We start from the raw sequence: 24454 nt of genomic DNA, 5'->3' as shown, positions 1-24454 counted from the left end.
TAAATCAATTTATATAGTATTTAATGAGTCAATTAAAACACATAACAATTACTAATTTTATTCCTGAAAAGGGAAATGAAGGTCAGGATATTAACCTTTCATATCAGCTTTTCGGGAAAGAATTATATACTGCACCTGTTGTTTTAGTAAATCATGCGTTAACAGGAAATTCAGAAGTTGCAGGTGAAAATGGTTGGTGGAAAGATTTGGTTGGTAGCAATAAAGTAATTGATACAGATCAATATACAATTTTGTCTTTTAATATTCCGGGAAATGGTTTTGATGGTTTTGTTATAGATAATTATAAAGATTTTGTTGCCAGAGATATTGCTAAGATCTTTTTAAAAGGTTTAGTTGAATTAAAATTAGAAGAAGTTTTTGCATTGGTTGGTGGATCATTGGGAGGAGGAATCGCTTGGGAAATGGCAGTGATTAATCCAACAATTACCAAACATTTAATCACCATAGCAACCGATTGGAAATCTACAGACTGGTTAATTGCAAACTGTCAAATACAAGAACAGTTTTTATCAAACTCGAGCAATCCTGTGCATGATGCTCGTATGCACGCAATGTTATGTTACAGAACTCCAGAATCTTTTAAGGAACGTTTTCAGCGTTCAAAAAACGAGGAATCAGAAGTTTTTAATGTAGAAAGCTGGTTGTTGCATCACGGTAAAAAATTACAAGAGCGTTTCCAATTATCGGCATATAAATTAATGAATCAATTGTTAAAAACTATTGATGTTACAAAAGATAGAGAAACTACAATTTTAGATTCAATAAAAGCGAATATTCACATAATTGGAGTTGATTCGGATTTATTTTTTACAGCTGAAGAAAACAAGGAAACGCATAAACAACTAGCATTGTTAAACCCAAATGTAACTTATAACGAAATTAATTCAGTACATGGGCACGATGCTTTTTTAATAGAATACAAACAATTAGGAAAAATTATAGAACCAATATTTAATCAACGTTCTAAAAACAATACAATGAAAGTAGTAAAATTTGGAGGGAAATCATTAGCCAATGGAAATGGTTTGGAAAGTGTTTTAACTATAGTTTCAAATAAGGTGGCTAATGGTGAAAAAATTGCAGTTGTTGTTTCGGCAAGAGGTAATACAACTAATCAATTAGAATCTATTTTAGAAAAAGCAAAAAATAGTTTACCGTATTTAGAGGAATTACAGCAATTGAAAGCGTATCAATTAGTAGTTGATAATTCAGTGGACGTGGCTCAAGAATTTCAATTATTAGATGAAATTTTTAAAGGTGTAAATTTATTAGGTGATTACAGTCCGAAAGTAAAAGATCAAATTCTTGCCCAGGGAGAAATTTTAGCTGGTAAAGTTATTACTCATTTATTAAATAAAAATGGGGTTAATGCTAATTTTGTAGATTCAAGAAAATTAATAAAAACAAATAATCAATTTGGTGCAGCCTTGCCATTTGAAAGTGTTTCGGAAGAGAATGTTATTGAACATTTTAGGAATGCAGAAGATGATGTAATTCAGGTAATTACAGGTTTTATTGGCTCAAATTTAAATGGAGAAACTACTACTTTGGGTAGAAATGGAAGTAATTATTCCGCGGCATTAATTGCTAATTTTTTAAATGCTGAAGAATTTCAAAATTACACACATGTAAACGGAATTTATACTGCAAATCCAGATTTAGTTGAAAATTCAAAGAAAATTGAAAAATTATCGTACCAGGAAGCTAATGAAATGGCAAATTTTGGGGCTAATATTTTACATGCAAAAACGATTATACCTTTAATTGAAAAAAATATTCCACTAAGAATTTTAAATACATTTAACGCTGATAACACAGGAACTTTAATTGGTTCTGAAACTGAACGAGGAGGAATTAAATCACTTTCTGTTGAACAAGATGTTGCACTAGTTAATTTAATCGGTAGAGGTTTATTGGGTAAAGTTGGTGTTGATGGTAGAATTTTTAGTGCTTTAGGAAAGGAAAATATAAGTGTTAGCATTATTTCTCAAGGTTCATCAGAGCGTGGAATTGGATTTATTGTTGATGCAAAAGATGGTTATAAAGCTAAAAAAGTGCTTGAAAATGAATTTAAAAGCGAATTTCAAAGTAAAGATGTAAGCCAGATTTATATTACTGAAAATGTATCAGTTATATCTATTATCGGACAAAGTTTATATTCATTTAATCAGCCATACAGTGCTTTAATTAAAAACCATATTACTCCGATTTTAATTAACAATACCGTAACAGGAGAAAATGTTTGTTTGGTTGTTAAAAAAACGGACTTAAAAAAGGCCGTAAATGTTATTCACGGAGAGATTTTTGGAGTTTCAAAAAATATAAACATTGCTATTTTTGGGAAAGGTTTAGTAGGAGGAACTCTTATAAATCAAATATTAAAAAGTAAAGAAAATATTATTAAAAGAAAAAACATCAACCTAAATATTTTTGCAGTTTCAAATTCATCAAAAGTATTGTTGAGTAAAAATGGTGTTGCAGAAAATTGGGAAAAAGAGTTAGAAAACAGTGAGGTTGCAACCAGTGTTCAAAACATTATAGATTATGCTGAAAAGTTTCACTTGGAAAATTTAATTGCAATTGATAATACAGCAAGTAGCGAGTTTGTTAAAAATTATATTGATTTAGTTGAAAACGGATTCGATTTAATTTCTTCAAACAAAATTGCAAATACGTTGGATTATTCTTTTTATAAGGAATTGCGTAAAAAGTTAAAGGAAAATAAGAAAGCTTATTTGTATGAAACTAATGTTGGTGCAGGTTTGCCTTTAATTGATACCATTAAATTATTACATGATTCAGGTGAAAATATCACAGGAATTAGAGGTGTTTTTTCAGGATCATTAAGTTATTTGTTTAACAATTATTCTGTTCAGGATAGGCCTTTTAGCGCTGTTTTAAAAGAAGCAATTGATAGTGGTTTTACGGAGCCAGACCCTCGTGAAGATTTATGTGGAAATGATGTTGGAAGAAAATTGTTAATTTTAGCTAGAGAACTTGATTTACAAAACGAATTTAACGATGTAAAAATTGAAAATTTAATTCCGGAAGATTTACGAGAAGGTTCTGCCAAAGAATTTTTAAGTAAATTAGAAGAGATGGATGCTTATTATCAAAATGTAAAAGACAATCAGAAAGAAGGTCATGTGCTAAGATATATTGGAGATTTATCTGGAAATTTACAAGAAGATAAAGGTGTTTTGGAAGTAAAATTAATTTCAGTTCCAGCAAATAGTGCTTTGGGGCAAATACAAGGAGCGGATGCTATTTTTGAAGTATCTACGGAATCTTATGGTGAAAAACCTATTGTTATTCAGGGTGCAGGAGCAGGAGCAGCAGTTACCGCTCGTGGTGTATTTGGTGATATTTTACGTTTGGCAGAAAAAAATTAAGAGTAAAAATGTAAACCTAACAGGTTTTCAAAACCTGTTAGGTTTACAATGCGTTAGCGATAGGAGTGGCGTCCTTTTTTGAAGTGCAACGAAAAAAAAGATATAACGGATAGCGCGACCTGAAAGGGAACGCCCAAAAAAGTAATATATTAAAATGGATAACAAAAATTTTGAAACAGAAGCGATACGTACGCAATTAGAACGTTCTCAATTTCAGGAACATTCAACACCAATGTATGTTACTTCTAGTTTTGTATTTGAAGATGCTGAAGATATGAGAGCTTCATTTACCGAAGAAAAAGTAAGAAATATTTATTCTCGTTTTAGCAATCCAAATACGACGGAGTTTGTTGAAAAAGTGATTAAAATGGAAGGAGCAGAAGACGGTTATGCTTTTGCAACTGGAATGGCGGCAATTTATTCAACTTTTGCAGCTTTATTAAGTAGTGGAGATCATATAGTTTCTGCGCGTTCTGTTTTTGGTTCAACGCATACATTGTTTACAAAGTATTTTCCTAAATGGAATATTACAACTTCTTATTTTGATATAAATAATCCAGACGAAATAGAAGGGTTAATTACGCCTTCAACAAAAATATTATATGCAGAATCTCCAACCAATCCGGGAGTTGATATTATAGATTTGGAATTGTTGGGTGAAATTGCTAAAAAACACAATTTAATATTAATTATTGATAATTGTTTTGCAACTCCTTACATTCAGCAACCAATAAAATTTGGGGCTGATTTAGTAGTGCACTCAGCAACTAAATTAATGGATGGTCAAGGTAGAGTTTTAGGTGGTGTTGTTGTTGGTAATTCCGATCTTGTTCGTGAAATTTATTTGTTTTCTCGCAATACAGGTCCGGCAATGTCTCCATTTAATGCTTGGGTTTTAAGTAAAAGTTTAGAAACTTTAGCGGTTCGTGTAGATAAACATTGTGAAAACGCTTTAATTATAGCTGAATCTTTACAGCAAAATTCTAAAGTTTCAAGTGTTAAATACCCATTTTTAAAATCTCATCCTCAATATGAAATTGCAAAAAAGCAAATGAAATTAGGAGGAAATATTATTGCAATTGATGTAAAAGGAGGAATTGAAGCTGGGCGAAAATTTTTAAATTCAATTAAAATGTGCTCATTATCAGCTAATTTAGGTGATACTAGAACCATAGTTACGCATCCAGCATCTACAACACACAGCAAATTAAGCGAAGAAGAGCGTTTGTCAGCCGGAATTACTCCAGGTTTGGTTCGTATTTCAGTTGGTTTAGAAAATATTAATGACATACTTCAAGATATAAATCAGGCTTTAAATAGTTAAAAATAAATAGTGTATTTTGAGAATATGATAATTCTTTTAAAAATGATAATCTATAAGTCTATCGAATTGGTAGAGTAATAAAAAAATAGTATGTTTGTACTTTTAAAATAAGTAAAGAAGAAAATGATACTCGATCAAATTTTTATTTCGGAAAAACATAAACCTGCTGCTAATTATAGCAAGTCGAAATCTTCGGAAAAACCTATACGTAGTGTTGTTAAAGCTATAAGTTGGAGGATAGTAGGAACTTTAGATACAATGGTTATTTCTTGGGTTATAACAGGTGAATTAGCAATGGCAATATCTATAGGATCTATTGAAGTTGTTACAAAAATGGTTTTATACTATGGGCACGAACGTATCTGGAATTATATAAAATGGTGGAAATAATGAAAAATATAGACTTAGAACAAATAAATAAAGATTTAAAAGATAAATCTCCGGCTGAAATTATTGCTTGGGCAATCGAAATTGCAAATAATCCTTTGGTAACAACAAATTTTAGACCGTATGAAGTTGCAATATTACATGCGTGTACACAAGTGGAGCAAGATTTAAAAGTAATTTGGTGTGATACTGGTTATAATACACCACAAACATACAAACATGCTAACGAGTTAATTAATTCATTAGGCTTAAATGTGCATTTATATGTTCCTCAGCAAACTTCTGCACATAGAGATTCTATTATGGGGATTCCTCAAATTGAAGATCCACAACATGCAATTTTTACCGAACAAGTGAAATTAGAACCATTCAACAGGGCAATGGCTGAGCACAAACCAGATGTTTGGTTTACTAATTTAAGAAGTGGACAAACAGCATTTAGAAACAGTATTGATGTGGTTTCAGTAAGTAAAGATGGAGTTTTAAAAGTGAGCCCATTTTATCATTGGTCTGACATGGAATTAGATGCTTATTTAGAAGAAAATAATTTACCAAACGAGTTTAAATATTTCGATCCAACAAAAGTATTGTCAAATAGAGAATGTGGATTGCATACATAAAATAATAAAAATGACAGATAAAATTCAAATAAACGCCCTTGAGAATGAAGCAATTTATATTTTTAGAGAAGTTGCGGCTCAATTTGAAAAACCAGTATTATTATTTTCCGGTGGAAAAGATTCAATAACATTAGTAAGGTTAGCTCAAAAAGCTTTTCATCCTGCAAAAATTCCTTTTCCATTAATGCATATTGATACAGGTCATAATTTTCCTGAAACAATTGAATTTAGAGATCGTTTGGTTGAAGAATTAGGCTTAGAACTTATAATAAGAAACGTTCAGGATTCAATAGATCAAGGTAAAGTAAAAGAAGAATCTGGAAGGTATTCTAGTAGAAATATGTTACAAACAACAACCTTATTAGATGCTATTGAAGAATTTAAATTTGATGCTTGTATAGGTGGTGCACGAAGAGATGAAGAAAAAGCAAGAGCAAAAGAACGTATTTTTTCTGTTCGTGATGATTTCGGTCAATGGGATGAAAGAAATCAGCGTCCGGAATTGTTTGATATGTTAAACGGACAAATTGATTTTGGACAAAATGTTCGTGTTTTTCCTATTTCAAATTGGACCGAATTAGATGTTTGGACTTATATTGAAAGAGAAAATTTAGAAATTCCTTCTATCTATTTTTCACATCCTAGAGAAACTTTTGTGCGAGATGGTTTAATATGGTCAGCATCAGAATTTGTTTATAAAGATGAAGAAGAAGAAGTTGAAGAACGGATTGTTAGATTTAGAACAGTTGGTGATATGAGTTGTACGGCAGCAGTAGCTTCATATGCAACAACAATAAGTGAAGTTGTTGCAGAAATTAGAGATTCTAGTATTTCAGAACGAGGAGCCAGAATTGATGATAAGCGATCTGAAGCGGCGATGGAAGAACGTAAACAACAAGGGTACTTTTAGCCCCCTTGCCCCCAAAGGGGGATAATCGAATTAACAAATAACAATTTTAACAAATAATTAAATAAAATATTCCTCTCCTTCGGGGAGGTTAGGTGGGGCTTATGGAAGTTTTAAAAATAGCAACAGCAGGAAGTGTAGATGATGGGAAAAGTACTTTAATTGGAAGGTTATTATATGATACAAAATCATTAACATCTGATAAATTAGAAGCAATAGAACGCAGTTCAAAACAAAAAGGATATGATTATTTAGATTTTTCTTTGGCAACTGATGGTTTGGTAGCTGAGCGTGAACAAGGAATTACAATTGATGTAGCGCATATTTATTTTTCAACAGCTACAAAAAGTTATATAATTGCGGATACTCCAGGACATGTTGAATATACAAGAAATATGGTTACCGGAGCTTCAACTTCGCAAGTTGCAATTGTGTTAATTGATGCGCGTCATGGTGTAATTGAGCAAACATACCGTCACTTTTTTATTAATAATTTATTGAGAATTAAGGACGTGATTGTTACTATAAACAAAATGGATTTAGTTGATTTTTCCGAAGAAAAATACAACCAAATTAAAGCTGATTTTCAAAATTTAGTTACTAAAAGTGATTATGAAGATCAGCAAATTACTTTTATTCCTGTGAGTGCTTTAAAAGGAGATAATGTTGTTGAAAAATCTAATAAAATGGATTGGTATAAAGGACAAACTTTATTAGAGCATTTGGAAAAAATTGATACTGCAGATATTTATAATAGGGGGAGAACTCGTTTTCCTGTGCAATATGTAATTCGGCCAAAAACCGAAGAATACCACGATTACAGAGGGTATGCAGGTAAAGTATATGGAGGAGATATAAATGTTGGAGACGAGGTAATGGTGCTACCTTCTGAAACTAAAACAAAAGTTAAAGAAATATATTTCTACGATAAAAAATACCAATCTGCAGCTCGTAGATCTTCAGTTACATTAACATTAGAAAACGATGTAAATGTGAGTAGAGGTGATATGATTGTGAAAGTTGGAGAGTTGCCAAAAATAGAAAAAAAATTAACTGCAACTATTTCCTGGATGGATGCTAAAGAACTTGTGCCTGGCGCAAAATATACATTGCAACATGGTGTAAATAAAGTTTTAGCAAAAGTGAGTGCAATTAATAATAAAATTAATCCTGATTATTCGGGTATAGAAACGGGGGTTTCAAGTTTAAAAATGAATGATATTGCATCAGTTTCATTTCAATTAAATAAGCCAATATTTTTTGATGCTTTTAAAGAGCACAGAACAAATGGAGCATTTATTTTAATAGATTCACAAAGCAATAATACAGCTGGAGTAGGATTTATTGAATAGGCAACTAAAAGAAAATCAGTTACATATAAATTATTAAAGCTCATAATTCCTTATGAACTAGGGAATCTATTATTACTAACTAAAAAATCAAATAGAATGAAAAGCTTTAGAAGCGAGATCGAAAATCCGATCGTCGAGAGGGATATTATTGACCTGGAAAAAAAGATTCAATTATTTTACGAAGGTAAAATTGATGAGGAACGTTTTAGAAGTTTGCGTTTAGCTCGTGGAGTTTACGGGCAACGTCAGTTTGGGGTTCAAATGATTAGAATTAAACTTCCCTATGGAAAACTTAGCAGCGAACAATTACATAGAATTGCCAATGTTTCAGATGAATATTCTCGAGGAAGATTGCATATTACAACCAGACAAGATATTCAAATTCACCATGTAAGTTTAGATAGAACTCCTGAACTTTGGGCCGAATTAGAAAAAGACGCTATTACGTTACGTGAAGCTTGTGGAAATGCAGTTAGAAATGTCACCGCATCTGAAACTGCAGGAATAGATAAAGATGAACCTTTTGATGTTTCTCCTTATGCACATGCTGTTTTCGAATTCTTTTTAAGAAACCCTATTTGTCAGGAATTAGGGCGAAAATTTAAAATTTCGTTTTCAGGAACAGATAAAGATACTGCATTGAGCTTTATGCACGATTTAGGTTTTATTGCAAAAATTAAAAATGGAGCAATAGGTTTTAAAATAATGATTGGTGGAGGTTTAGGTTCTCAAGCAAGATTAGCTGATACCTTATTTGATTTTGTTACTGTAGATCAAATAATTCCAATAACAGAGTCGGTTTTACGTGTTTTTGATAGGTATGGAGAGCGTTCCAAAAGAGCAAAAGCGAGGCTAAAGTTTTTAATAAAAGATATTGGTTTTGACGCTTTTGTAAAGTTAGTTGAAGAAGAGCAGAAAGCATTATCTGTAACTTCATATCCAATTGATACTACTGGTTTTGATTCAGAAATTGATTTTTCTACTATTGAAATTCCTTCCGTAAATATTAAAGATACTCAAGCATTTGAATTGTGGAAATCTACCAATGTAATTGCTCAAAAACAAGAAGGTTTTAGTGCTATTGGTATAAAAGTTCATTTAGGTGATTTTTACACAGATAAAGCCAGAATTTTAGCTGATTTAGTTAAAAAATATGCTGGTAATGAAATCCGATTGTCATTGCGTCAAAATATATTAATTCGTCATGTTAAAAATGAATTACTACCATTTTTTTATGTTGAATTACAAAAATTAGGCTTTGTGGATACGGGTTATGAAAGTACTTTAGATATTACTTCTTGTCCTGGAACGGATACATGTAATCTGGGTATTGCTAGTAGTACCGGAATTTCTGCAGCCCTTGAAAAAGTGTTGAGAGATGAGTTTCCTCAATATGTTAATAATAAAGATATTACTATAAAAATTAGTGGTTGTATGAATTCTTGCGGGCAACATACAATGGCTCATATCGGATTTCAAGGAATGTCAATTAAATCTGGAAAATTGGTTGCGCCTGCATTACAAGTGTTATTAGGTGGGAATGTTTTGGGAGATGGAAACGGAAGAATTGCAGATAAAGTGTTAAAAATTCCAAGCAAAAGAGGTCCGCAGGCATTACGTGAAATTTTAAACGATTTTGAATTGAATGTAGTTGAAGGTGAGTCTTTTATAAAATATTATGATCGTTTAGGGGAACGTTATTTTTATAATTTATTAAAACCATTAGCGGATACTACTAATTTAATTCAAAATGACTTTATTGATTGGGGAAGTGAACATGTTTATGAAAAAGCAGTTGGAGTAGGTGAATGTGCGGGCGTAGTTATAGATTTAATTGCAACCTTATTGTTTGAAAGTGAAGAGAAATTAGAAAATGCTTCAGAATCGTTAAAATTAAATCAGTTTTCAGATAGTATTTATTATACCTATTCAAGTATTGTAAATACAGCAAAAGCATTGTTAATTTCAGAAGGGAAGAAAACAAATACACATGCCGGAATTATTTCTGAATTTGAAGAGACTTTTGGTTCAAAGATAGATTTAAGTGTACCATTTTCTGAATTTATTTATCAAATAAAAAATAATGAACCAACACAACAATTTGCTGAAAAATATTTGAATGAAGCACAGTTGTTTTATAAAAAAGGAAATGACTATAGAACTAAAACTGTGAGTTATGAAAACTAAATTAGATAAAAAAGTAACCTTAATTGGTGCAGGTCCCGGTGATCCGGATTTAATTACCGTAAAAGGAGTAAAAGCACTGCAAAAAGCCAAAGTAATTTTATATGATGCTTTAATAAGTAGAGAGTTATTGAAGTATGCACCAACTGCAAAAAAGATTTTTGTTGGTAAACGTAAAGGTTTACATAGTTTTTCTCAGGATGAAATTAATGAATTGATTGTAAAAAGTGCTTTTGAATATGGCAATGCAGTTCGTTTAAAGGGTGGAGATCCATTTATTTTTGGAAGAGGTTCAGAAGAAATTGAATATATTGAATCCTTTGGAATTTCAACTGAAGTAATTTCAGGTATTTCATCTTCTATGGCTGTTCCAGCGAGTCAGGGAATCTCACTGACCAAAAGAGGTGTGTCAGAAAGTTTTTGGGTAATTACAGGAACAACTTCAGAAAGAAAATTATCTAATGATGTTTTTTTAGCAGCACAATCAACCGCTACAGTTGTTATTTTAATGGGAATGAGTAAGCTTTCCGAAATTGTTGCAATCTTTAAAAAGTTTAATAAAAATGAAGTTCCAACAGCAATTATTCAAAATGGAACTACTAAAAATGAAAAATTAGGTTTTGGAACAATAAGTACCATTGAAGAAGTTGTGGTTCAAAAAAACTTATCTTCTCCGGCAGTTATTGTTATTGGTGAAGTGGTAAAAGAGAGTATCAAGTTACGTGCTTTTTATGAAAGTTTAAATTTAGTTGAAAATCAATATTAAGATAATATCATGCTGAACTTGTTTCAGTACCTCAAACAATTTATCGCGTAAGAATTTGAGACCCTGAATTAAATTTAGGGTGACGAAAAAGTAATCAAAAGCAGAACTAATAATGGAGCAAAACCAGTTATATCCAATCTTTTTAAAGCTTAATGTATTAAATGTATTAATTGTTGGCGGGGGAACCGTGGGATTAGAAAAACTATCATTTTTATTGAAATCGAGTCCTAATGCAACTGTTTTGGTTGTTTCAAAAGATTTTGATGAAGATTTTTTACGTTTAGCAAATAAATATCAAGTTTCATTGCTAAAAGCACCTTATAATAAGTTGGCATTAAAAAACAAGCAATTGGTAATTGCAGCAACAAATAATATAGAAATTAATAAACAAATTTATGCGGATTGTAAAGCTAATAATATTATTGTAAATGTTGCCGATACACCAAGTTTATGTGATTTTTATTTAGGAGGAATCGTTACAAAAGGGAATATTAAAATAGCAATTTCAACCAATGGAAAATCACCAACACTGGCAAAAAGATTACGTCAGTTTTTAGAAGATATAATTCCTGAAAATATTAATGAGTTGGCTGAAAACTTAAATAAATTTAGAAAAACAATTAAAGGTAATTTTAGTGATAAAGTGAACCAATTGAATCAATTAACAGAAAAATTGCTTTAGAACTTCATAAATTATTAATTGCTGTTTGTAATTTATAAGAATATGCCGTTTCTTTGCAAAAAGTTCATAAACATACATTTAGTTATTAAGAAAGGCAGAGGGAATAGACCTGTTGAAGCCTTGGCAACCCTTTAAAAAGAAAGAAGGTGCTACATTCTACCAAAATAATGGAAAGATAACATACAATACTTTACAAAGTATTTCTTCTTATTAACTTCCTATGTTTATGCCAAATTTATAAAATGGAAGATATCCGAAACATATTAAAAAATAAAATCCTCGTGCTCGATGGAGCAATGGGAACTATGATTCAACAGTTTAAATTTACTGAAGAGGATTATAGAGGTGAAAAATTTAAAGATTTTCATATTTCTGTGAAAGGAAATAATGATATGCTTTCAATTACTCAGCCAAAAGCAATTAAAGCAATTCACGCAAAATATTTAGAAGCGGGAGCTGATATTATAGAAACCAATACATTTTCATCTACTACAATTGCAATGGCTGATTATGAAATGGAGGATTTTGTATATGAATTGAATTATCAATCGGCTAAAATAGCAAAAGAGGTAGCAGATGAGTTTACTGCTAAAAACCCTGATAAACCGCGTTTTGTTGCAGGTTCAATTGGGCCTACAAACAGAACGGCAAGTATGTCACCAGATGTAAATGATCCTGGTTTTAGAGCAGTAACTTTTGAAGATTTAAGAAAAGCATACAAGCAACAAGCTGAAGCTTTAATTGAAGGTGGCGTAGATTTGTTATTGGTAGAAACTGTATTTGATACATTAAATGCGAAAGCCGCTTTATTTGCCATTGAAGAAATAAAATCTGAAAAAGAGATTGATATTCCAATTATGTTGAGTGGAACAATTACCGATGCAAGTGGAAGAACTTTATCTGGACAAACTGCTGAAGCTTTTTTAATTTCAGTTTCACATATCCCATTATTAACGGTTGGATTTAACTGTGCTTTAGGAGCAAGTCAGTTAACACCTCATTTAGAAGTGTTGGCGCAGAAATCAGATTTAAGAATATCTGCGCATCCAAATGCAGGATTGCCAAATGCTTTTGGGGAATATGATGAAACTCCGGAAATGATGGCGAGCCAAATAAAAGAATATTTAGATAAAAGTTTAATTAATATAATTGGTGGTTGTTGTGGTACAACTCCCGCACATATTAATGCAATCGCTGAATTGGTAAAAGATTATAAGCCAAGAAGCCCCCTAACCCCCGAAGGGGGAATTAATTAGCAGGTAATTTTTTATTTGCTCTAATTTACTATTATATAAATAATGCAAGACGATACAAAAAATATAGAAACACCATTTGTTCCCCCTTCGGGGGTTAGGGGGCTGAAACTTTCAGGTTTAGAACCTTTAATAATTACCCCAGAAAGTAATTTTATAAATGTGGGTGAACGTACCAATGTTGCAGGTTCACGTAAGTTTTTGCGATTGATAAAAGAGGAAAAATTTGATGAAGCCTTAGCGATAGCAAGAGATCAAGTTGATGGTGGTGCTCAAATTATCGACATAAATATGGATGATGGTTTGTTGGACGGAAAAGAATCTATGGTTCGTTTTATGAATTTGATAGCTGCAGAGCCTGATATTGCACGTGTACCAATAATGATTGACAGTTCTAAATGGGAAATCATTGAAGCTGGTTTACAAGTAGCTCAAGGTAAATGCGTGGTAAATTCCATAAGTTTAAAAGAAGGTGAAGCACAATTTATAGCGCAAGCCAAAAAGATTAAAATGTATGGAGCGGCAGTTATTGTAATGGCTTTTGATGAAGTTGGACAGGCTGATAATTATGAAAGAAGAATAGAAATAGCAAAGCGTTCCTATGATGTTTTAGTTCATAAAGTTGGATTTCCTTCAGAAGATATTATTTTTGATTTAAACATATTTCCTGTAGCAACAGGAATGGATGAACATAAAAGAAATGCAATAGATTTTATAGAAGCTACACGTTGGGTTCGAAAAAATTTGCCAAATGCAAGTGTAAGTGGTGGAGTAAGTAATGTGTCGTTTTCATTTAGAGGAAATAATGCAGTTAGAGAAGCTATGCACTCCGTATTTTTATATTATGCAATACAGGCAGGAATGAATATTGGAATTGTAAACCCTACAATGTTAGAAGTTTATGATGAAATTCCAGAAGATTTATTGGAGCGTGTAGAAGATGTTATTTTAGACAGAAGAGCCGATGCTACTGAACGATTGTTGGATTTTGCAGAAAGTGTTGTAAGCACAACAAAAGAACGAAAAGTAGATTTGTCATGGCGTGAAAAATCGTTACAAGAGCGAATTACTCATTCTTTAGTGAAAGGGTTAGATGAGTTTATTGTTGAAGATGTTGAAGAGGCTAGATTGCTAGCTGAAAAGCCAATTGAAGTTATTGAAAAAAACTTAATGATTGGAATGAATGTGGTAGGGGATTTATTTGGTTCAGGGAAAATGTTTTTGCCACAAGTTGTTAAATCTGCACGTGTTATGAAACGCGCTGTAGCTTATTTATTGCCATTTATTGACGCTGCAAAGGAAGCCCCTAAATCCCCAAAGGGGACTTATCACTGGGAAACTGCAAACCCTGTATTGTATGGTTTATTAAAAGAATATGCGAAACAAATGAGAAATCAGCCAACCGAAGCTGAATCTTTACTTTGGGATGTGTTAAGTGGAAAAAAATTAGAGGGTTATAAATTTAGACGGCAACATATAATAGGTAATTATATTACTGATTTTATTTGTTTAAAAACAAATTTAATTATTGAAATTGATGGTTTAATACATCAATTGCCAGAAAATAAGGAAAGTGATACGGAACGAACTTTTTGGTTAGAGAATGAAGGGTATCGAGTGATTCGTTTTTCAAATGAAGAGGTGTTATCAAATCTTGATTTGGTGTTATCAAAAATCAAGAAAGAATTAGAGGCTCCCCCTTTGGGGGCTAGGGGGGCTGGTAAAATATTATTGGCAACGGTGAAAGGAGATGTGCACGATATAGGTAAAAATATTGTTGGTGTAGTTTTAGGTTGTAATAATTATGAAATTGTTGATTTAGGTGTAATGGTTGCTCCTGAAAAAATTATTCAAGCTGCAAAAGATGAAAATGTAGATGCTATTGGTTTAAGTGGTTTAATTACACCTAGTTTAGATGAAATGGTGTACTTGGCTAAAGAAATGGAACGTCAAAATTTTGAAGTCCCACTGTTAATTGGTGGAGCAACAACTTCAAAAGCGCATACGGCAGTAAAAATTGATCCGCAATATAAAAATGCTGTAGTTCATGTTCATGATGCTTCCAGGGCTGTAACGGTTGTTGGGGATTTATTAGATAAAAGAAAAAACCAAAAATATATTAGCGATATTAAAGCTGATTATGTAAAAGTTCGTGAAGGATTTGCAAACAGATCAACCAGAAAAGAATATATAACACTTGCTGAAGCACGAAAAAATAAATTTAAGATAGATTGGGATATTGCTAATATTTCAAAACCAAATTTTATTGGAATTCAGGTTTTTGAAGATTTTGATTTAACAAAATTGGTAGATTATATAGATTGGAGTCCGTTTTTTAGAAGTTGGGAATTGGCTGGAAAATACCCAGATATTTTAACGGATAAAGTAGTTGGTGAAAGTGCTACAAATTTGTTTAATGATGCTAAATTATTGTTAGCTAAAATTTTAAATGAAAACTTATTAACTGCAAAAGCGGTTTTTGGAATTTTTCCAGCGAATTCCGTAAATGATGATGATATTGAAATTTATTCAGATGCTGACAGGAAAGAAGTGAATGTTCAATTTGTAACTTTACGTCAACAATTGAAAAAGAAAGAAGGGATTCCAAGTGTTGCTTTGGCAGATTTTATTGCTCCAAAGGAAACTGGAATTAAAGATTATATGGGTGCTTTTTGTGTTTCAACTGGATTTGGAACGGCAGAATTAGCTGCGGAATATGAAAAAGACCATGATGATTATAATTCGATAATGATTAAGGCTTTGGCTGATAGATTAGCAGAGGCCTTTGCAGAATATTTACATAAAAAAGTAAGAACTGAATATTGGGGCTATGGCTCTGATGAAGTGCTGTCAAACCAAGAATTGATTAAAGAAGCATACAAAGGAATTCGACCGGCTCCAGGTTATCCTGCCTGTCCGGATCATACAGAAAAATGGACAATTTGGGATTTATTGAGTGTAAAAGAAACTATTGGAGTTGAGTTAACAGATAGTTTGGCAATGTGGCCTGCAGCATCGGTTTCGGGTTACTATTTTGCGAATGAAAATTCTAAATATTTTGGAGTTGGTAAAATAACTGAAGAACAGGTAAAGGATTTTGCAGCTAGAAAAAATATGGATATAGAAACCGCAAAAAAATGGTTGAATCCTAATTTAGCGGAGTAATTAAAATTTACGAGACCTAACAGGTTTTAAAACCTGTTAGGTCTTTAATGCGTTAGCGATAGAAGTGGCATCCTTTTTGAAATTTGAAAAACGTCATTACGAGGAGTTTGCGACGAAGTAATCTTTTGAATTGAAAGATTGCCACAAACTTTAAAAAAAATAAAGTTTTGTAATGACAGTATTTTAAAAAGATATAACGAATAGCGCGGCCTGAAAGGAAACGCCCAAAAAATATAGTTAAAAAGTTAAAGGTTGAAAAGTTTTTGCTGTTTAAAGCTAAGAGCAAGCAACTAAAGGCAAAAAGCAAAAAAAATGAAAGTAACAGATCACATAAAACAAGCCAAAGGAAAAACATTGTTTTCTTTTGAAATTGTGCCACCGCAAAAGGGACAAAACATTCAGGATTTATATAATAATGTAGATCCGTTAATGGAGTTTAATCCTCCGTTTATTGATGTAACTACTTCGCGTGAGGAATATGTTTATATAAAAAAAGACAATGGCTTGCTGGAGCAAAAAATGACACGTATGCGTCCGGGAACAGTTGGAATTTGTGCAGCTTTAAAATATAAATATGATGTGGATGCAATTCCACATGTGTTATGTGGAGGTTTTACAAAAGAAGAAACAGAGTACGTTTTAGTTGATTGTCATTATTTAGGATTAGATAATATTATGGCATTGCGTGGAGATGCCATGAAACACGAACCGTATTTTGTACCAACTAAAGATGGGAATGTTTATGCATCAGATTTAGTGGCTCAAATAAAAGAATTGAATCAAGGTAAATATTTACATAATATAATTGAAACAACTAACAAGTCTGATTTTTGTATTGGCGTTGCAGGATATCCAGAAAAGCATTTGGAAGCACCAAGTATGGATACGGATTTGAGGAGATTGAAAGAAAAAGTTGACGCTGGAGCTGATTATGTAGTAACTCAAATGTTTTTTGACAATCAAAAATATTTTGATTTTGTTGAAAAAGCCAGAAATATTGGAATTACAGTGCCTATTATTCCGGGTATAAAACCTATTGCAGTAAAAAGACATCAGCAAATATTGCCTCAAATTTTTAGATTGGATTTACCTGAGGAATTAATTGCAGCAATTGAAGGTTGTAAAGATAATAAGCAAGTACGTCAGGTAGGTATTGAGTGGGCCATACAACAATCTAAAGAATTGATAGCCAAAGGTGCTCCTGTAGTTCATTTTTACTCAATGGGAAAATCTGATAATATTAAGGCAATTGCAAAAGAAGTGTTTTAAAAAATTGGTTTAAATCGTTTTTGTTAATAGTTTTATAAATAAAAGTAATAAATGTTGAATTGTTATGGTAAAATATTTGTTTACTTTTGTATAAGTTTAACAAGAAATAAATAACTAAAAAAATATATTATGGCATTAGAAGTAACAGATGCAAGCTTTGACGAAGTGGTTTTACAATCTGACAAACCTGTAATGGTAGATTTTTGGGCAGCATGGTGTGGTCCTTGTAGAATGGTTGCTCCAATTATGGATCAATTAACTACAGAATATGAAGGAAAAGCAACAATTGCAAAAGTAGATGTAGATTCTAATCAAGAATATGCAGCTAAATATGGGGTTAGAAATATTCCTACTGTGTTAGTTTTTAAAGGAGGAGAAGTTGTTGAAAAACAAGTTGGTGTTGCTCCAAAAGCAACCTATGCTCAAAAAATTGATGCACATTTATAAAAATAAATTTGTAAAATAATTATGAAGCCCGACAGATTTGTCGGGCTTTTTCTTTTTAAATAGTATATTTACCAGTATTAAGTACATAAAATGAAGACCTTATCAGTAAAACATCTTTCAGAATTAAATAACCTTGAATTGTTGGCAAATCAGGTTGTAGAAGGATTTATTACGGGTATGCATAAAAGTCCGTTTCACGGTTTTTCAGTTGAATTTGCGGAGCATAGGTTGTACAATAAAGGTGAAAGTACACGACATATAGATTGGAAGTTATATGCAAAAACGAAAAAATTATTTGTAAAAAGATATGAAGAAGAAACCAATTTGAGATGCCATTTAATTATTGATAATTCTGCATCTATGCATTATCCAATAATTAAAAACCCTTCAATAGATAATTTAACCAAAATTACTTTTTCGGCAATTGCTTCGGCAGCCTTAATGGAGATTTTAAAGCGTCAAAGAGACGCTGTTGGATTAAGTATTTATAGTAATAAGAACGATTATTACGCACCAGCAAAAGGAGGGGAAAGACATAGAAGGATGTTATTGACACAGTTAGATGATTTGTTAAAAAGTGAATCAAAATTAACAACAGATACGTATAAAGTTTTACATGAAATTTCCGAAAAAATTCATAGAAGATCGTTGGTTTTTTTGTTTACAGATATGTTTCAAACTACAAAAAATGAAAAAGATTTATTTGACGCGTTAAGGCATTTAAAACATAACAAACATGAGGTTGTATTGTTTCATACTTATGATGGAAAACTAGAATTTGATTTTAATTTTGAGAACTCACCCAAAAAATTTGTTGATGTTGAAACAGGTGAAGAAATTAATATTTATTCTTCAACAGTTAAAAAACAGTACAAGAACTATGTTGAAAATTACTTTAATGAATTGAAGTTGAAGTGTATGCAATATAAAATTGAATATGTTCCTGTTGATATTAACAAAGGGTTTAATAACGTACTTATTTCTTATTTAATAAGTAGGAAGAAATTTTTGTAAAAAAAATTAAAAAAGCTTTGCAGATATCAAAAACACTCTTATATTTGCATCCGCTAAGAGCAACGGTCTGGTAGTTCAGCTGGTTAGAATACCTGCCTGTCACGCAGGGGGTCGCGGGTTCGAGTCCCGTCCAGACCGCAAAAAGCATCTCAATTGAGATGCTTTTTTTATGCCTTTTTGTTTCTGAGCCTGTGTAGACTAATCCTATTATACCTTATGAAAAAGGTTTATGAAAAGAATACTAAGATTTAAATTAAGCTTTAGTTGATTGTAAATTAATAAGATATAATTCAAAGTTTAAGCTCTGGGAGGGCTTGACAGACAACAAGTGCTCTGTCAGATTAAATATTTTTTTCATTCTGTTGAGTAATATGGATTAATTGATTAATATCAATTCAATAAAGAAATAAAAATACTAAATTTGAAAGGCTATTCAATAATCAGTGCTTTGTTGTTATGAAAAAAATAATTCAATTACTATTCTTTATTCCTATTTTTCTAGTTGTAAATGATATTGCTGGACAATCCAAAACTTTTTGGAAATCTGTCAAGCCCGTTGCAAAGAAATCTTTTGAGAAAGGGCGAAAGATTCCCTATAAGAATTATGATTTATACGAACTGGATGAAGTATCTCTAGAAAGAGAATTGATGAGATTGGTAAACAATGAACCTTCTCCTCGAGGTATTCTAATTGACTTTCCATCTAAACTAGGGAATTTCAAAAGTTACCTTGTGAAAGAATCTAATGTTATAGATGAGAATCTTCAGAAAAAATATCCAAAATTGAGATCATTTATTGGTTATAATGAGAATAATAAGAGAGAAATAATTAGATTCAACTATTCTTCTTTTGGACTTAATGGGATTCAGTTTGAAGAGGATATTGGAGTGATAACTATAAGAAAACTAGATAATAATGTCCCTATTTATGCCGTCTATTCCAACAAAGATAATGAGTTTGATGATCCTATCGAGTGTGAAGTAAATAGCTCTTCATTAATCGAGGTAGATGAAGATAGTAGACTAGTAAGAAAACAAGTTAGTAACTATTCATTCAGAACTTTACGTTTGGCAATTGCTACAACAGGGGAATTCTCACAATACCACCTGAATCGATTAGGGATAGATTCTCAGGCCAATGACACTGCAAAAATAGAGGCTGTGATGTCGTCACTTGTTTCATTGCTTACCAAAATTAATGCAATATTTGAAAGGGATGTTGGGGTTCGGTTTATCCTTGTTTCCGAGACTGAACAGCTTATTTCCCTTGATTCCGAAAATGATGGTTTGGATGATAGTAATAGATATGACTTACTCAATAAATCAACTGACTATATTAACGAAAGAATTGGTTCAGATGTTTATGATATAGGGCATGTTTTTGGAAATTCGGATGTCGGAGGAGTTGCCTGGTTAAATAGTGCCTGTACACAACATTATAAGGGTGGAGGAGTCTCCGGTTCAAGCCTACCGGATAGAGATTATTTTGTTAAATTGGTATTACACGAACTTGGACATCAACTGGGTGCGAATCATACGTTTAATGGTAATCTTGGTTCATGCGAGTTTAACGGAAATTACAAAACAGGGGTTGAGCCGGGAAGTGGAACAACATTAATGTCTTATGCAGGAAACTGTCAATTTCAAAATTTGCAGACAGAAAAAGACATGTATTTTCACTATGTCAGTATTCAGGAAATGAGAACTTTTTTTGAAGAGTCAGGATGTGGTAATGTGGTAGAGGTGAATAATAATAATCCTCCTATTATAGAAGATTTATTGAGTTATATTATTCCTATAAGCACTCCATTTAAACTCGATGCTGAAATTTTTGACCCTAATGATGATGCTATTATGGTTTCATGGGAGCAAATTGATACTGGATTAAAATATCCAGTCCCGGAATCGACTAATACTGGTGGTCCATTGTTCAGGTCAGTTTACCCATCTGGTTCATCAGAAAGATTCTTTCCAAATAAGACTACTTTAAGTAACGGTCAAATTTCAAATAGGTGGGAGGTTCTACCTGAAGTTGCAAGATCTATGAAGTTCGGGCTAACCGTAAGAGATAATAATTTGATTGCTCCGCTTCAGTCATTCGATGAGGTTGAAATAGTTGTAACAGATAAGGCTGGTCCATTTAAAATCACCTCACAATTTACGAGTGAAGTATTATCAGGATCAAAACTGCGGGTTAACTGGTCTGTTGCAAATACGGATTCATCACCAATCAATTGCAAGAAGGTTAATATTCTTCTTTCAACGGATGGAGGTACATCGTATCCTTATCAACTCAAATTGAATACAGATAATGATGGTGAAGAAGAGGTTATTGTTCCAGAAGTTTCATCTTCCGGTGTAAAAATAAAGGTAGAGAGTGTTGAAAACATATTTTTTACAGTTAATATAGGTTATATTAAAATAAATTCAAACCCAGAATTAACTTTTATCCCGGACGACAATTTTGAATCTGCTTTGATATCTCTGGGTGTTGATAATATATTGGATAATTATGTTGAAAGATCTAAAATAGAAACAATTACAAAACTGGATATTAAAAACAAAGAAATCGAAAATATTACTGGAATTGAAGATTTTAAAACGCTATCACAATTTGATTGTTCCAATAATAAGATATCGAAATTGGACTTTTCCGGAAATCCAAATCTTTATTATTTAAATTTTAATGAAAATCATGTTTCTGAAATAGACGTTTCTAAAAACTCAAAGCTAGAACATATATCGGGTTATTTCAATGATTTAGATGAATTAGATTTAAAAAATTGCCATATTCTTAAAACGTTGAATTTGTCGGAAAACAAATTACAGAATTTGGATATATCAAAAAATGAGCAATTAAAAAATTTACTTGTTGGTACATTTACTAATCGGAATCAAATTAATGAACTAAACATTGAAATGAATTCAGAACTTATTTGGATTTCAATATATGGAAATAAACTTACTCAATTAAACCTAAACAATAATCCACAAGTAAAAAGTGTTGATGCCTTTTCTAACCATTTATCAGAATTAAATCTTTTAAATTCAGGGTACTTGGAGTATCTAGATATTAGCTCCAATAAGATTGAAGATTTAGATATTTCGAATTGTACAAATTTGAATTATTTAAGTGTAGATAATAATGATATTAGATCAATTGATTTTTCTTCAAATAAAAAATTGGAGTCTTTGAAGATATCCAATAATAGTTTGGGTCAGTTAGATGTGTCTGAAAATAAATTAATTAAAGAGTTGACATGCAGATATAATAATCTGGTCTGCATTGGTGTAAATGAATCTCAACTGTTTGGAAGTTCAAAAATTTGGATTAAAGATGAAAATGCAACGTATTCATTATATTGTGATGAGGATGTATATGTAGATACTGATTCTGATGGAGTCTATGATCACATGGATTTATGCCCAGAAACAAATTTAGGAGAATTGGTTAATGAATATGGTTGTAACGAGTTACAATGGGATGCTGATAACGATGGAGTACCATTGGATAGGGATTACTGTTTAGACTCAAAACCTGGTGAGGAAACAAATGAACTTGGATGCTCAAAATCAGCAGTGAATGTACTGGGGGTTAATTCATACGGGGGTGAGTTTAGGCAAGGTGTTGTTTTTGATTTAGATATTGAAAAAATGGAGGTATCTAAATTGGTAGATATGAATCAGTCTTATGGAATAGAACCAATAGGGGAGTTACTGAAGGCATCTAATGGAAAGATTTATGGAGTTACAGATATGGGAGGTAATGAACATACAGGTACTCTGTTCGAATACGATCCTTCAAATCAGAGTTTTCAGGTTAGGTATCATTTCTCATGGGCAATGCGGCAACCAAACGGATACTTAACTGAAGTAAACAAAAAGCTTTATGGATGTGTTACAAGAGGAGCTAATAATCTTGGTGCAATCTTTGAATTCGATTATGTAACTGGAGAAATGGTGATTATACATGATTTTGAGGATAAAGGAACAGGGGGTGTTAGTATACCAATGGGCAGATTAAATTATTTGGATGGTAAACTCTATGGAGTTGCATATGGTGGTGAATATTATGAAGATAATAAAGGGAATGGAGTAATTTTCGATTTTGACTTAGAGACAAAAAAGTATACTCCAAGATATCATTTTAATAGTTTAGTTTCTGGCAGTATAAATCGGGGGGGTATGGTATTGGCTGAAAACAAAAAATTATATGGAGCCACTTGGCTGAATGGTGAAAATTGTGACGGTGTATTGTTTGAATATGATCCATATTTAAATCATTTCAAAGCACTACATCATTTCGATTATGATATTGAAGGGAAAAATCCAAACACATATCTAGAATTGGGGCGGAACCAAAAAATATATGGAATGACTCATTATGGAGGGGAGTCTGGAAATGGAACGATATTTGAATATAATTATATGCGTAACAAGCTTAAAAAAATATATGAATTTGATTTGGAATTGACAAGGTGGGTCCCATATACTAAAATGTTGCATGCAAAGAATGGGAAATTTTATTTTTTAAATACAAGTGATAGATATGACCAATATTCTACTGTTAACTTATTTGAATTTGATCCGGGAAACAAGTCGATAAAAAAAACAACACTTCAACATCTTGCAGGAAATTCAGGGTTTCTAATTGAAAAAGAGGATGACGATAATGATGGAGTAATGAATAATATTGATTTGTGTCCAAACACACCTGCAGGAGAAGAAGTAAGCGCATCAGGATGTTCAGAAAGTCAGCTAGATGATGATGGTGATGGCGTTATGAATAATATTGATACTTGCCCAGATACACCAACAGGAGAAGAAGTAAATGCCACAGGATGCTCAGAAAGTCAGCTAGATAATGATGGTGATGGGATAATGAATAATGCTGATTTATGCCCTAATACGCTTACAGGAACAAATGTTAATGAAAATGGATGTTTCTTTTTACCATCCGACAATTTTACTTTTGAAGTAATAAGCGAAACCTGTCCAAATAAAAACAATGGACAAATATCAATTACAGCTGTTGAAACTCATAATTATCTAGCTACTTTAAATGGAAATAGTCATAACTTCAGTAATAATAGTTTAACCGTTTCCAATATGCAGCCTGGAACATATGAAGTTTGTATTACAGTGTCTGGAGAAACTTTTGAACAATGCTATACTATTGAAATTGCTGAGGGCACAACTGTTTCAGGAAAAGCAAGTGTAACCTCAAATAAAGCATCAATAGCAATTGAGAAAGGAACAGCTCCTTACAACGTTCTTGTAAATGGTAAAAATGTATTAAACACATTTTCAACTTCAATTGAAGTTGATGTAAAACATGGTGATTTAATTGAGGTTAAAACAGCTGTTTTATGTGAGGGAGTTTTTTCAAAAAATATTGATTTATTTGAAACAGTAACAGTATATCCAAATCCAACCAATGGAATTTTTGAAATAACATTACCAATTTTATTGAATGAAATCAAAATTGAATTGTTCACATCAAACTCACAATTAATTTCAACAAAAACATATTCTGTAATTAACGGTAAAGTGCAATTAAATATCGAAAATATGCCTGCTGCAGTATATTTTGCAAAAGTATATTTAGAAAACCCTATTTCAGTTAAAATAATAAAAGAATAATCGCTAAAAAGATTATAAATATAATAAC

At 31.9% G+C, this 24454-nt stretch carries 15 protein-coding genes, 1 tRNA gene and 1 riboswitch; all 16 genes read left to right on the top strand.

The window, feature by feature from the left end; translation table 11 throughout:
• Positions 1-23 precede the first annotated feature (23 nt).
• The gene (thrA, locus tag BX611_RS02055; protein ID WP_115877826.1) at positions 24-3413 is read left to right on the top strand and encodes a bifunctional aspartate kinase/homoserine dehydrogenase I; all 3390 of its coding nucleotides are present in this window, start codon (positions 24-26) and stop codon (positions 3411-3413) included.
• Between the two features lie 154 nt (positions 3414-3567).
• Positions 3568-4737: a trans-sulfuration enzyme family protein gene (locus BX611_RS02050; protein WP_115877825.1), complete on the top strand. Its 1170-nt coding sequence runs from the start codon at positions 3568-3570 to the stop codon at positions 4735-4737.
• Positions 4738-4860: 123 nt separating this feature from the next.
• Positions 4861-5127, top strand: a complete 267-nt coding sequence (locus tag BX611_RS02045) for a DUF2061 domain-containing protein (protein WP_115877824.1) — start codon at positions 4861-4863, stop codon at positions 5125-5127.
• Positions 5127-5744: a phosphoadenosine phosphosulfate reductase domain-containing protein gene (locus tag BX611_RS02040; RefSeq protein ID WP_240324949.1), complete on the top strand. Its 618-nt coding sequence runs from the start codon at positions 5127-5129 to the stop codon at positions 5742-5744. Before BX611_RS02045 ends, BX611_RS02040 begins: the two co-directional genes overlap by 1 nt.
• Positions 5745-5754: 10 nt before the next feature.
• Complete coding sequence (cysD, locus tag BX611_RS02035) at positions 5755-6654, top strand: sulfate adenylyltransferase subunit CysD (RefSeq protein ID WP_115877822.1); 900 nt, start codon at positions 5755-5757, stop codon at positions 6652-6654.
• Positions 6655-6755: 101 nt separating this feature from the next.
• The gene (locus BX611_RS02030; protein ID WP_115877821.1) at positions 6756-8003 is read left to right on the top strand and encodes a sulfate adenylyltransferase subunit 1; all 1248 of its coding nucleotides are present in this window, start codon (positions 6756-6758) and stop codon (positions 8001-8003) included.
• 96 nt (positions 8004-8099) lie between these two features.
• Entirely contained in the window at positions 8100-10190 is a 2091-nt protein-coding gene (locus BX611_RS02025; protein ID WP_115877820.1) for a HEPN domain-containing protein, read from the top strand.
• On the top strand, positions 10180-10953 hold the full coding sequence (gene cobA / locus BX611_RS02020; protein ID WP_115877819.1) for a uroporphyrinogen-III C-methyltransferase: 774 nt from the start codon (positions 10180-10182) through the stop codon (positions 10951-10953). Before BX611_RS02025 ends, cobA begins: the two co-directional genes overlap by 11 nt.
• Before the next feature lie 112 nt (positions 10954-11065).
• Positions 11066-11635, top strand: a complete 570-nt coding sequence (locus tag BX611_RS02015) for a precorrin-2 dehydrogenase/sirohydrochlorin ferrochelatase family protein (RefSeq protein WP_115877818.1) — start codon at positions 11066-11068, stop codon at positions 11633-11635.
• A gap of 79 nt (positions 11636-11714) precedes the next feature.
• Positions 11715-11817: riboswitch (SAM riboswitch) on the top strand.
• Between the two features lie 60 nt (positions 11818-11877).
• Positions 11878-12891 carry a homocysteine S-methyltransferase family protein gene (locus BX611_RS02010; RefSeq protein WP_115877817.1) on the top strand — a complete coding sequence of 338 codons (1014 nt, stop codon included), beginning with the start codon at positions 11878-11880 and terminating at the stop codon, positions 12889-12891.
• A 42-nt stretch (positions 12892-12933) separates the two neighbouring features.
• Positions 12934-16053, top strand: a complete 3120-nt coding sequence (locus tag BX611_RS02005) for a vitamin B12 dependent-methionine synthase activation domain-containing protein (protein WP_115877816.1) — start codon at positions 12934-12936, stop codon at positions 16051-16053.
• Between the two features lie 312 nt (positions 16054-16365).
• Positions 16366-17322, top strand: a complete 957-nt coding sequence (gene metF, locus BX611_RS02000; RefSeq protein ID WP_115877815.1) for a methylenetetrahydrofolate reductase [NAD(P)H] — start codon at positions 16366-16368, stop codon at positions 17320-17322.
• Positions 17323-17451: 129 nt separating this feature from the next.
• Positions 17452-17769, top strand: coding sequence for a thioredoxin (trxA, locus tag BX611_RS01995; protein WP_115877814.1), 318 nt, complete (start codon positions 17452-17454; stop codon positions 17767-17769).
• A gap of 90 nt (positions 17770-17859) precedes the next feature.
• Positions 17860-18783: a DUF58 domain-containing protein gene (locus BX611_RS01990; RefSeq protein ID WP_115877813.1), complete on the top strand. Its 924-nt coding sequence runs from the start codon at positions 17860-17862 to the stop codon at positions 18781-18783.
• 64 nt (positions 18784-18847) lie between these two features.
• Positions 18848-18921: transfer RNA gene (locus BX611_RS01985), tRNA-Asp, on the top strand.
• A 750-nt stretch (positions 18922-19671) separates the two neighbouring features.
• Positions 19672-24426 carry a choice-of-anchor tandem repeat GloVer-containing protein gene (locus tag BX611_RS01980; protein WP_162880000.1) on the top strand — a complete coding sequence of 1585 codons (4755 nt, stop codon included), beginning with the start codon at positions 19672-19674 and terminating at the stop codon, positions 24424-24426.
• Positions 24427-24454: the final 28 nt, after the last annotated feature.

It is taken from the genome of Lutibacter oceani, from assembly GCF_003384935.1.
Taxonomy (GTDB): Bacteria; Bacteroidota; Bacteroidia; order Flavobacteriales; family Flavobacteriaceae; genus Lutibacter; species Lutibacter oceani.
Note: the sequence above shows the minus strand (reverse complement) of the source record. Positions and strands in the feature narration are given on the sequence as shown.